The sequence below is a fragment of the Photobacterium sp. GB-72 genome, from assembly GCF_003026095.1.
GTDB lineage: Bacteria > Pseudomonadota > Gammaproteobacteria > Enterobacterales > Vibrionaceae > Photobacterium.
The window spans coordinates 1-12,801 of the sequence record NZ_PYNV01000030.1; the positions used below are offsets into that span (position 1 = coordinate 1).

Sequence of the window (12,801 nt, forward strand, 5' to 3'; positions counted from 1 at the left end):
TTAAAAGTGATAAGCCTCAATGCTTGTTGCTGTTACACCGATTTAGTGCGCGCGTAGCTCAGCTGGATAGAGTACCTGGCTACGAACCAGGCGGTCGGAGGTTCGAATCCTCCCGCGCGCACCATTATTTAAACGTGATAAGCTTCAAGGCTTGTTGCTGTTACACCGATTTAGTGCGCGCGTAGCTCAGCTGGATAGAGTACCTGGCTACGAACCAGGCGGTCGGAGGTTCGAATCCTCCCGCGCGCACCATCATTTAAAGCCCAGCTTTTGCTGGGCTTTTTTGTATCTGTTGTTTTCTGATTTCTAAGTATTACTAAGCCTTTATAATATTATTGTTAATAAGTAATAATAATGATTTTATTTGCTTAGTATCAATAAGGGTATCTAACTGCTTATTTGATACGATAACTTCTCTTTTTTAGCTGAATGCTATCCTTTCTAGATATTTTTAAAATTCCTTTTTTTATTACATTTCAGTATGTTGATTCTATATATGCAATCTTTATGTATTTGTATTCATATTGTGTCTGCATGTAATGAAATCTTGCAATTAAGGCTGATAAATATGCTTTAATTTGAGTAAAAATCAGACTGATGTTGCAAAAACAACCAATTTTTGTGAATCAATTTGACTTGTTTTCAATTGTCGTGATAATCGTTAACACTACGGTCACAACTAGAAGGAATTTATGATGACTGATCTGGGAGATGCGCTGTGGCAAGCAGCGGTAATTATGGCGACAGGAATGGTCGTTGTATTTGTCTTTCTGTCAATCCTTATTTTTTTGGTTCATTTGTTGGCAAAATTTGCGCCAGCTGACCAAATTGAAGCGCCTAAAGCTGCCAAGCCGGCAGTGACCCAAAATCAAAACGGTATTAAGCCTGATGTCATTGCAGCTATTTCTGCTGCTGTTCATCAATATCGTCAAGCTAAAAGCACTAGCTAATTTCACAGCACACAGTTTTGATTTAAGGACACTTATTCTTACAAGGAGTTTTGAACATGTCCAAGCCTCTAGCTATCACCGATGTTGTATTGCGTGATGCACACCAATCTTTATTTGCTACCCGTCTTCGTTTAGAAGATATGCTTCCTATTGCCGCGCAACTTGATGATGTTGGTTATTGGTCGTTAGAAACATGGGGTGGTGCAACATTTGATTCGTGCATTCGCTATCTTGGTGAAGATCCTTGGGAGCGTCTGCGCGCATTAAAGCAAGTGATGCCAAAAACACCGATGCAGATGTTACTTCGTGGACAAAATTTACTTGGCTATCGCCATTATGGTGATGATGTTGTAGAGAAGTTTGTTGAGCGCGCACACGCGAATGGTATGGATGTTTTCCGTATTTTTGATGCCATGAATGATGTGCGTAATTTTGAAAAAGCCGTAAAGTCGACGATTGATGTTGGTGCTCATGCGCAAGGTACTATTTCTTATACAACAAGTCCGGTTCATACTTTAGATACATGGACCGATCTTGCTAAGCGTTTAGAAGATCTCGGTTGTCACTCGCTATGTATCAAAGATATGTCAGGTTTATTGAAGCCTTATGAAGCGGAAGAGTTAATTAAGCGTATCAAAGCATCATGTGATATTCCGCTAGCTTTACACAGCCATGCTACAACCGGTTTATCTACAGCGACAGCAGTGAAAGCCGTAGAAGCGGGACTCGATATTCTTGATACATCGATTTCATCAATGAGCCAAACTTACGGTCATACACCAACTGAAACAGTGGTAGCTATGCTCCAAGGTACAGGACGTGATACCAACCTTGATTTAGAAAAGTTCGCACCTATTGCTAGCTATTTCCGAGATGTTCGTAAGAAGTACGCGAAATTTGAAGGTAGTTTACGCGGTGTTGATGCTCGAATTTTATTAGCACAAGTTCCTGGCGGCATGCTAACTAACATGGAAAGTCAGCTAAAAGAGCAAGGTGCTGCTGATCGTTTTGATGAAGTGTTAGAAGAGATCCCACGTGTACGTGAAGATCTTGGCTTTATTCCACTGGTTACCCCAACATCACAAATTGTCGGTACTCAGGCTGTATTGAATGTACTGACTGGTGAGCGCTATAAGAGCATCAGTAAAGAAACGGCGGGTATTCTAAAAGGTGAATATGGCGCAGCACCAGCGGCTGTAAATAGTGATCTTCAAGCGAAAGTACTTGAGGGTGCTGAGCCTATTACTTGTCGTCCTGCTGATTTAATTGATGATGAGTTAGCTATCTTAACTGATGATCTTGTCGCAAAAGCTAAAGCTGAGGGTATTGCGTTAGCCGATCAACAAGTTGATGATGTATTAACGTATGCATTGTTCCCGCAAGTTGGACTTAACTTCCTTAAAAATCGTAATAATCCTGATGCCTTTGAACCTGCACCAACAGGTGAAGAAGTAGTAACCACTGCCGCTGAAACGAAAACGGCATCTGAGGTTGAAAGCTATAGCGTACGTGTTAATGGTCAGGTTTATAACGTTGATGTTGCTGAAGGCGGTGAATTGTCTTCTGTGGAAGTGGCACAGCAACCAGCAGCTCCTGTTGCTGCCGCACCAGCTCCAAGTGCAACTGCTGAAGCTGTTGGTGCGCCATTAGCAGGGAATATCTTTAAGATCAATGTTCAGCCAGGTCATCAAGTAACAGAAGGTGATGTTCTTGTGATCTTAGAAGCGATGAAGATGGAAACCGAAGTACGTGCCGCACGTAGTGGTGTGGTTGATCAGTTACATGTTAAAGAAGGTGATTCCGTCACTGTCGGTTCGCCGATCATTAGTTTGTCATAAGAGGTAACCATGGAAGGTTTATTAAAACTCTGGTCCGAAACTGGGATTGCAAACTTTGAATTCGGTCAGATCGTGATGATCGTGGTTGGTTGTGGTTTGTTGTTCTTGGCCATTCGTAAAGGCTTTGAGCCATTATTATTACTGCCTATGGGCTTTGGTGCCATTCTTGCCAATATCCCGAATGCTGGGTTTACTGATCCTGGTGGTTTGCTTTATTACATCTATTACGTAGGGATTGAAACGGGTATTTTCCCGCTATTAATCTTTATGGGTGTAGGTGCAATGACCGACTTTGGCGCGCTGATTGCAAACCCTAAAACCTTGTTATTAGGAGCAGCGGCGCAGTTTGGTATTTTCTTTACCTTATTTGGCGCTATTTTACTTAACGTTGTACCGGGAATGGAATTTTCGCTAGCAGATGCTTCGTCAATTGCGATTATTGGTGGTGCTGATGGCCCAACGGCTATTTTCTTAGCAAGCCGATTGTCTCCTGATTTACTTGGTGCGATTGCGGTGGCAGCTTACAGTTACATGGCTTTAGTACCAATTATTCAGCCACCAATTATGAAAGCACTGACGACACCTGAAGAGCGTCAAATTCAGATGCAGCAGCTTCGTCACGTGACGAAGATGGAAAAAGTATTGTTCCCATTAGCTGTACTGTTGATGACGATTTTGTTCTTACCATCAGCAACCCCATTAGTCGGTATGTTCTGTTTAGGTAACTTAATGCGTGAATCTGGTGTTGTGGATCGCTTATCAAATACAGTACAAAACGAGTTGATCAACATCGTGACAATTATGCTAGGTTTAGGTGTTGGTTCGAAGCTTGAAGCTGCAACATTCCTACAAATCGAAACATTAGGTATTTTGGTACTGGGCGCGGTTGCATTTAGTGTTGGTACTGGTGGTGGTGTATTAATGGCAAAAGCGCTTAACCGTTTTAGTAAAGAGCCAATTAACCCATTAATTGGTGCAGCAGGTGTATCTGCCGTTCCAATGGCGGCACGTGTGGTGAATAAGGTGGGTTTAGAGTCAAACCCTCAAAACTTCTTATTAATGCATGCAATGGGACCAAACGTAGCTGGTGTATTGGGCTCTGCTGTAGCTGCAGGCATCTTGTTAGCATTGGTGGGTGGAAGTTAAGGTATTTCTTTCACTACCTAGTTAAAAAGGCAGCGTTTCGCTGCCTTTTTTATTTAATGACAATATAAAAATATGTTCAGTTATCGCTTCAAATGGCACACTTTGCCTTCCTAATAAAAAGGTGACAGACATGACTGATTTATTTACCGGGGATACGGGCTTATGGGTTCTATTTGCGACCGGATTTCTTAGTGCCACATTGTTACCAGGCGGATCTGAAGCGAATCTTATCGCTGCTGTCAAATTAGGGGATAACCCGATATGGCAAATAGTAGCGGTCGTTGCGATAGGTAATACCTTAGGTGGATTAACTAATTATTGGTTAGGACTTTTACTACCAGATAAAACTTCAGAGCAAAAACAGAGTCATAAAGCGTTATTGTGGCTAAAAAAATACGGCTACTGGAGTTTGTTACTTAGTTGGATGCCAATTATTGGTGATCCCTTATGTTTAGCGGCAGGTTGGCTACGGATGCGATTTTGGTGGTGTGCAGTAGTCATTTTAATTGGTAAAACATTACGTTATATCGCATTAGCTGCAATCGTATTGGGACTTTTCCCTGCATTATCGTTTTAAGGAATTCGAGCGTGAAAAAATGGATCCTGAGTGCAGCCGTCGTGTCATTGACAGGTTGTACTCAATTTACTGAACAGCAGACTACCCAAGTGTTACCAAAAGGGGTAACGTTTATTGAGCAAGTTAAAGCGGTACAAGGGAAAGCTGTGATCCCTTATAGTAAATACCGTTTGGCTAATGGGTTGACTGTTATTTTATCGCCGGATCACTCTGATCCGTTAGTGAATGTGGATGTGACTTACCATGTGGGCTCTGCGCGAGAGCAACAAGGTAAATCAGGTTTTGCGCACTTTTTTGAGCACATGATGTTTCAAGGCTCTAAGCATGTTGGTGATCAACAGCATTTCAAATTGATCACAGAAGCGGGCGGTAATTTAAATGGCAGTACTAACCGTGATCGCACGAATTATTTTGAAACAGTCCCAGCCAATCAATTAGAGAAAGCCTTGTGGCTTGAGTCTGACCGTATGGGCTTTTTACTTGATGCGGTATCTCAGCGTAAGTTTGAAATTCAGCGTGATACAGTGAAAAATGAGCGTGCACAAAACTTTGAAAATCGTCCGTATGGTTTGATTTATGAAAAAATGGCGGAAGCATTATACCCTCGTAGCCATCCATATTCATGGCAAACCATTGGCTATGTAGAAGATTTAGATCGTGTTGATGTTAACGATCTTAAAGCTTTCTTCCTGCGTTGGTACGGGCCAAACAATGCGACGTTAACCATTGGTGGTGATATTAATAAAGCGCAGACATTGGAATGGGTGAATAAATACTTTGGCTCTATTCCACGAGGTCCTGAAGTAAAGGATGCACCGAAGCAGCCTGTGACATTGCCGTCTGATCGTTACATTACACTGCAAGATAATATTAAGCAGCCCATGTTAATGATGGCCTGGCCGACAGCGTATTTAGGTGCAGCAGAACAACCATCATTGGATATGTTAGGCCAAGTGATTGGAAGTGGCACGAATAGCTTACTCTATCAAAAGCTGGTGAAAACAGGTAAAGCTGTTGATGCAGGCGCATTCCAAGATTGTGCAGAGCTTGCTTGTAGCATGTATGTGTATGCGATGGCACCAAGTGGTGATAAAGGTCACCTAGACACATTACGTAAAGAAGTGATGTCTGTCGTTAACGGCATTGAGCTACAAGGGATCAAGAAAGCCCAACTGGATGAAATTAAAGGCTCGGTTGAAGCGAGTGCGATTTATGGCTTACAAAGTGTCAGTGGTAAAGTGTCGCAACTTGCGGCTTATCAGACTTTCTTTGGTAATCCTAACTACATTGCAACGGAACTAGCGAATCTTGATAAAGTAAATACGCAAAGCGTAATGCGTGCGTATAACCAGTATATTTATCAACACCCGAGTGTTACGCTCAGTGTTGTTCCACATGGTGAATTACAACTGCAGGCAGCGAAACCCAATTATGCGCCTGCGCCACGTGTGTTACCTAAAAATACCAAGATCAATGATCAAGATTTAGCTTACCGTACGGTTAAAGATAATTTTGATCGTTCAGTGATGCCAAAGGCTTCAAAACCAGTGAAAGTCGTCATGCCCACACTGTATGAGTTCAGCCTTGCGAATGGGATCAAAGTGGTTGGTACCCAGTCCCAAGAAACTCCAACGATCAGCTTACAGTTAACCGTACCTGCAGGGCGTCGTTTAGATCCTGCAAGTAAAGAAGGTTTAGCTGAGTTGACGGCTGCGATGATGAATGAAGGCTCTGAGAAATATACCGCAGAGCAAATGGCATCTAAGTTAGATACTCTTGGCAGTAATATTTCAGTACATGCTGGATTATATGGCACCACGATTTCACTCAGTACGCTAACGAAGAACTTACCTGAAACGATGGCGTTATTAGAGCAACGTCTTTTCCATCCCGCCTTTAAAGAAAGTGATTTTAAGCGTCTTAAAAAGCAGATGATTGAAGGTATTGTTTATGAGCATCAAAGTGCGGATTGGTTAGCGGGGCAAGCAACACGAGAAGTCTTATTTAAAGGTACTGTGTTTGGGCGTCCAACGGATGGTACTAAGCAAACGTTGAGCCATATTACCCTGCAAGATGTAAAAGACTTCTATCATCGTTATTACACTCCTAACAGTGCTGATGCGGTAGTGGTGGGTGATATAACACAAGCGAAACTAGTACAAGCGTTAGCGCCTATCGGACAATGGCAAGGAGAACCTGCGCCAAGTATTGCACCACAAGTTCTACCTGTATTAAAGCAGCAAGCAATTTGGTTAGTGAATAAGCCTGATGCTCCACAAACGGTGATCCGTTTAGTACGTCAAGGGATGCCATTTGATGCCACCGGTGAGCTATTTAAAACCCAATTGGCTAACTTTAATTTAGCGGGTAACTTTAATAGCCGTATCAACATGAATCTACGTGAAGATAAAGGCTTTACCTATGGCGCGGGAGGCTATTTCAGTGGCGGAAAAGAAGTGGGTGTGGGAGTTTATTATGCTCAAGTTAGAGCCGATGCGACGGTTGCCTCTATAAAAGAGTTTCTCGCCGAACTAAAGAAAATGAGCACATCAGGATTAACCGATAAAGAGGTTAACTTTATGCGCTTAGCTGTGGGTCAGAAAGATGCTCTTAGTTATGAGACGCCAAGTCAAAAAGCATCATTGTTAGGTAATATCTTAGCTTATGATTTACCAAAGGATTTTGTCGCTCAGCGAAACCATATTGTCGATACTATTACTAAAACGACAATGGATAAATTAGCGCAGAAATGGTTTAACCCGAAAGATTATCAAATTATTGTGGTGGGTGATGCGAAGACATTGGAGCCACAATTGAAAGCGTTAGACTTACCTGTTCATTTGCTTACATTAACGAAGTAACAGGTACTCAGTAACAGCTAGTACCGAGTGCTAGTTGTTACTGCTTAGTAAAAGTCTTTCGCAAGTTTTGCTGATATAAATGATGGTAATCAGATGCAATAATGATTACTCTGTTTTCCTTAAATTAGATTAAAACGAGAATAGCCTTGATGGATTTTTCACAGAGGTTACAGCAGCTTTCTACTCATGCTGATGCATTAACCCAGTTTGGGCGTGGACTTGAACGAGAGTCACTTCGAATTACTGCTGACAGGCATTTATCCCAACAACCTCATCCCGTGGCATTAGGCTCTGCGCTAACCAATAAGTGGATCACAACTGATTTTGCCGAATCATTGTTGGAATTTATTACACCAGTATCAACCGACGTTGATCAGTTGTTATGGCAACTTGAAGATATCCATAAATTTGCCTTAAGTAAAATGGATGGTGAGCGTTTATGGCCAATGTCGATGCCATGCTTTGTTGGCTCACAAGATGACATTACCTTAGCGCAATACGGTTCATCGAATACCGGACGAATGAAAACGCTTTACCGCGAAGGTTTAAAGCATCGCTATGGTAGCGTAATGCAGATCATCTCCGGTGTTCACTTTAACTTCTCATTTTCAGATAGTTTTTGGGATGGTTTATTGGGTGAGCAAACACTAGAGCAACGTCAAGCATCGGTGTCGGATGCATACTTTGGTTTGATCCGTAATTACTATCGTTTCGGTTGGTTAATTCCTTATTTATTTGGGGCGTCTCCTGCACTTTGTGGCTCTTTTATTAAAGACGACAAAGTGAAGGAATCATTTAGCAAAGTGGGTACAGGTACCTATTACTTAGAGAATGCAACAGCATTACGTTTAAGTGATTTAGGCTACACCAATAATGCGCAAAGCTCGCTGAAAATTGGTTTTAATAGCCTTGAACAGTACCTAGAAGGCTTAAATAAAGCGATTCATACTCCGTCAAAAGAGTTTGCTGACATTGGTGTGGTTGTTAATGGTGAACGTCGTCAGCTAAACAGCAATGTACTACAAATTGAAAATGAGCTTTATGCGCCAATTCGCGCTAAACGAGTAACGAAAAGTGGTGAAAAGCCGTCAGAAGCACTAAAGCGTGGTGGTGTTGAGTATATCGAAGTTCGTTCGTTAGATGTAAACCCATTTAGCCCGATTGGTATCAGTGAAGATCAGGTACGTTTCCTTGATTTATTCCTAACGTGGGCGGTATTAACACCATCTGCTGATATGGATGATAGTGAGCTTGCTTGTTGGCGTGATAACTGGAACCGTGTTGTGGTTGACGGTCGTAACCCAGAATTGATGCTTAAGATCGGCTGTGCTGGTGAGCGTTTAAGCTTGAAAGATTGGGGGGCGCGTGTCTTTGCTGAATTGGAGCAAGTCGCGAAAACTATTGATGAGCTAAACGGTAATACTCTTTACCAACAAACATGCGAGCGTTTATTAGGTTGGATCCATCATCCTGAACGTACGCTATCAGCGCAATTGCTTGAGCAAATTAAAGCGGACCAAGGTATTGGTAATCTTGGCTATAAGTTAGCAGCGCAACATGCAGAAAGCTTAAAAGCACAAAAATTCCGTTTTTATGATGCCAATACATTTGAACAAGAAGCACATCATTCGGTAGAAAAACAGCAACAGATCGAACATGATGACACCGTATCATTTGATGATTATCTCGATAATTACTTTGCCGATATTCATGTTGGCATGTAAAGAGTAACAACAAAAGAGTGTCTTCTTTCAAACAAATAAAAGCTGGGAGCCGGATGGTTCCAGCTTATTATTTTTAGTTTTTATTGATAGATACATTTTACATGGATGATGAAACCTCTTCTTTAGCTACTGTTAACCTCTATCCCTATATAATGTATTACTTGGTAAACGTCTTTAATGGAATGTGAGTGATATATGCAGCGATCTCTTCGTTTATTTTTGTTGTTTGGAATAACCCTCATTGTTTCAGGGTGTGCTTCTGCGCCACCACGAGACCAATCAAATATTTGTAATATTTTTCGACAATATCCGAGTTGGTATGATGATGCCGTTGATATGCAAAAAGAGTGGGGGACGCCTATCAATGTGGCGATGGCGATCATTAAACAAGAAAGTAGCTTCCGCCATGATGCTGAGCCACCGAAAAACTATGTACTCGGCTTTATTCCTTGGGGACGTGTAAGCAGTGCTTATGGTTACGCACAAGCGCAAGATCCTGCATGGGAGGATTTTCAAAAACACACAGGTCATGGTGGTTCACGTACTGATTTCGGCGATTCATTACAATTTGTTGGTTGGTATACCCATGAAACGCAACGTCAGTTAGGGATTTCTAAATGGGATGCTTATCGTCAGTACTTGGCTTATCACGAAGGTCGAGGTGGGTTTAAGCGTGGAACATATTGGAAAAAGCCATGGCTAACCAAGGTTGCGCGTAAAGTAGAGCAGCAATCAAAGAATTATGGTTGGCAGTTAAAGCAGTGCCGAAAAGAATTAGAAAGTAATAGAAGCTGGTGGTTTTAAACTGTAACAAGTTGCGAATACAGAGAAAGTACCAATAATTGAATAAGTCAGGATTGACGTGCAAGGAGAAGCAAATAATGCCATTACTCGATAGTTTTACTGTTGATCATACTAAAATGAATGCACCTGCGGTTCGTGTGGCAAAGACCATGCAAACACCAAAAGGCGATACCATTACGGTGTTTGATTTACGTTTTTGTCGTCCAAACGTTGATATTTTAAGTGAGCGTGGAATTCATACTCTTGAGCATCTTTATGCTGGTTTTATGCGTGCGCACCTTAATTCAAATAATGTCGAAATCATCGATATCTCGCCGATGGGATGTCGCACTGGTTTCTACATGAGCTTAATCGGTACACCGACTGAAGAAGTAGTTGCTGCAAGCTGGAAAGCGGCAATGGAAGATGTGTTGAAAGTGGAATCACAAAATCAAATTCCAGAGCTGAATGAATACCAGTGTGGAACCTATGACATGCACTCATTAGATGAAGCGAAGCAAATTGCTCAAACGATCTTAGCGCAAGGGATCTCTGTTAACTTAAATAATGAGTTGGCACTCCCAGAAACGATGCTACAAGAGCTAACAGTAAAATAAGTCTATGGGTAAACAACTGAGAATAAAAAGCCGACATCATGTCGGCTTTTTTATGTATTATTACGGATTGTCGGGTAATACCTTGATCAACTTGATCATATTGTCGGATACTTCCACTATTTCCATTTTATGATCAGCAATAATTATACTGACCTGATTTTCTGGAATGTATTCTAAGTGTTCTAAGATCAAACCATTTAAGGTTCTAGGGCCATCAGTTGGCAGTTTCCAATTTAGGCTCTTATTCAAATCGCGAATGTTGGCACTGCCTTCAATCATCAAGCTACCGTCACTTTGCGCAGTGATCTCTTCTGCTAATGTTGGTGTGATAGACGTTGTAAATTCTCCTACGATTTCTTCAAGAATATCTTCTACCGTGATTAAGCCTTGGATATCACCGTACTCATCGACGATCAAACCAATACGCTCTTTATTTCGTTGGAATTTCAAAAGCTGGGTGTTCAGTGGGGTACCTTCTGGAATGAAATAGACTTCATCAGCCGCACGTAATAGGTTTTCTTTACTGAAATCGTTTTTGTCCATCATCAGGCGGTAGGCTTCACGTACACGTAACATACCAACCACTTCATCAATATTGTCACGGTAAAGTACGATACGACCATGCGCTGAATGGCTTAGTTGGCGGACTATTGATTTCCAATCATCATTAACGTTAATGGCTGCGATCTCACTGCGCGGTACCATTAAGTCTTCCACTGTGACATTTTCTAAATCAAGAATCGATAACAGCATATCTTGGTGACGACGAGGGATTAAGCCGCCGGCTTCGTTAACAACGGTACGCAATTCTTCTGAGCTCAATTTAGATGAACTGTTATTACTGCTCTTTAATCCTAAAATGAAAAGAAACGCACTGGTGATCCCATTAACAAACCACACTAATGGGTAAAGCACTTTCATTAAAATGTTTAAGATGATGCTGCTGGCATAAGAGACACGTTCAGGATAGAGCGCAGCTACCGTCTTAGGAGTTACTTCTGCAAAGACAAGGATTAAAATAGTCAGTGCACCTGTTGCAATCGCCACACCAGCATCGCCATAAAGGCGCATACCAAGAATAGTCGCAATCGCTGATGCTAAAATATTAACTAAATTATTACCGATCAGAATTAGGCCAATTAAGCGATCTGTACGAGACAGTAGTTTCTCGACACGTTTAGCTCCTTTATGGCCTTGGTTGGCCATGTGGCGTAGTTTGTAGCGATTTAGTGCCATCATGCCTGTTTCTGAGCTGGAGAAATAAGCTGATAGAACGATCATTAAAATAAGTAGAGAGAATAGTACACCTGTGGAGATCTCGTCCAAAAGTCGTAACCCTTAATGTTTTATGCAAGCTAAAACCCTCGTATAGAGGGCAAAATTATAAGTATTGTAATTATAGAAATATTCTATATAAGATATGATGGGTAATAGTAATTACATGCCAATGATGATTTCTTTCACGAATCGGCTCCCAAAGTAAGCTAGGGTGAGTAGAAATGCACCAACGAGACTGAACCAAATTACCCTGCGTCCACGCCAACCTTTTTGGTAATGTCCCCATAGTAAGACACTGTAAACACCCCAAGCTAATAATGATAGTATCGCTTTATGGGTTTTACCTTGAGCTATGATATCGTTAATAAATAGATAGCCTGTGAGCAAGGTTACGGTTAATAACGCATATCCAACAATAATGATCTTGAAAAGTTGGCGTTCAACCATCATTAATGGAGGAATATTAGGGTTCATTGCTAAGCTCTTTTTATGTTTAAGCTTATGATCAAGCCATGCTAATTGAATAGCATATAGGCTCGCAATTGTAAGGGTTGAATATGAGAACAAAGCAAGAGAAATATGCAGTAATACTTGCGGATGTGCTTCTAAATGGGTAATAAAAGCACCGGGCAATAAAGCTGAAGCCGCTAAATTAATAGCAGCAAAACTGTATATGACGGGCAATAAAAACCAAATCCGCATTTTTAACATTGCTACTGTAGTCAAGCAGGCAATAATTACGCTGATTAACGAAGCAACGTTAAGAATACTGAGGTTTTGTCCTGCACCTGCAAAGATAAGATCTTTAAGCAGTAGGATATGAAAAATAATTGCCATACAGGCTGCGGCAAAAACAGGGGTAACTTTTATGCCGTTATTGTTAGCAAGTCCTGGAATAACCAGCAACAGTGCAATGAGATAAAAGCCAACTGCTGGAATAGCAAGTAACATATCCATAATAAATGAGATAGCTCCGTAGTAACTAATGGCTATTTTATAAGGTTTTAGAGATGCAATTATACCTTGC

10 protein-coding genes and 2 tRNA genes are annotated in these 12,801 nt (G+C 41.4%); 10 read left to right on the forward strand and 2 right to left on the reverse strand.

Features of this window, described 5'->3' with window-relative positions; genetic code table 11:
* Positions 1-47: 47 nt before the first annotated feature.
* The 10 genes from C9J40_RS21075 (at position 48) to luxS (ending at position 10,496) form a co-directional block, all read left to right on the forward strand.
* Positions 48-124 (forward strand) — tRNA-Arg (locus tag C9J40_RS21075).
* Between the two features lie 51 nt (positions 125-175).
* Positions 176-252, forward strand: a tRNA-Arg gene (locus tag C9J40_RS21080).
* 443 nt (positions 253-695) lie between these two features.
* Complete coding sequence (locus C9J40_RS21085; RefSeq protein ID WP_107208699.1) at positions 696-950, forward strand: oxaloacetate decarboxylase subunit gamma; 255 nt, start codon at positions 696-698, stop codon at positions 948-950.
* 56 nt (positions 951-1,006) lie between these two features.
* Complete coding sequence (oadA, locus tag C9J40_RS21090; protein WP_107208700.1) at positions 1,007-2,788, forward strand: sodium-extruding oxaloacetate decarboxylase subunit alpha; 1,782 nt, start codon at positions 1,007-1,009, stop codon at positions 2,786-2,788.
* 9 nt (positions 2,789-2,797) lie between these two features.
* Entirely contained in the window at positions 2,798-3,934 is a 1,137-nt protein-coding gene (locus C9J40_RS21095) for a sodium ion-translocating decarboxylase subunit beta (protein WP_107208701.1), read from the forward strand.
* 130 nt (positions 3,935-4,064) lie between these two features.
* A complete protein-coding gene (locus C9J40_RS21100; protein WP_045153637.1) occupies positions 4,065-4,511 on the forward strand; it encodes a YqaA family protein in 447 nt (148 codons plus the stop codon).
* 11 nt (positions 4,512-4,522) lie between these two features.
* A complete protein-coding gene (locus tag C9J40_RS21105) occupies positions 4,523-7,372 on the forward strand; it encodes a pitrilysin family protein (protein WP_107247905.1) in 2,850 nt (949 codons plus the stop codon).
* 149 nt (positions 7,373-7,521) lie between these two features.
* On the forward strand, positions 7,522-9,096 hold the full coding sequence (gene gshA / locus C9J40_RS21110; protein ID WP_107247906.1) for a glutamate--cysteine ligase: 1,575 nt from the start codon (positions 7,522-7,524) through the stop codon (positions 9,094-9,096).
* A gap of 195 nt (positions 9,097-9,291) precedes the next feature.
* Positions 9,292-9,900 carry a hypothetical protein gene (locus tag C9J40_RS21115; RefSeq protein WP_045084408.1) on the forward strand — a complete coding sequence of 203 codons (609 nt, stop codon included), beginning with the start codon at positions 9,292-9,294 and terminating at the stop codon, positions 9,898-9,900.
* 77 nt (positions 9,901-9,977) lie between these two features.
* Entirely contained in the window at positions 9,978-10,496 is a 519-nt protein-coding gene (gene luxS, locus C9J40_RS21120) for an S-ribosylhomocysteine lyase (RefSeq protein WP_107247907.1), read from the forward strand.
* Positions 10,497-10,556: 60 nt separating this feature from the next.
* Here the strand turns inward: luxS and C9J40_RS21125 are convergent, their stop codons facing one another.
* Together C9J40_RS21125 and C9J40_RS21130 are read right to left on the reverse strand one after the other, a co-directional pair.
* Complete coding sequence (locus tag C9J40_RS21125; protein ID WP_107208705.1) at positions 10,557-11,822, reverse strand: HlyC/CorC family transporter; 1,266 nt, start codon at positions 11,820-11,822, stop codon at positions 10,557-10,559.
* A gap of 111 nt (positions 11,823-11,933) precedes the next feature.
* Entirely contained in the window at positions 11,934-12,731 is a 798-nt protein-coding gene (locus C9J40_RS21130; protein ID WP_107208706.1) for an inner membrane protein YpjD, read from the reverse strand.
* Between the last annotated feature and the right edge of the window lie 70 nt (positions 12,732-12,801).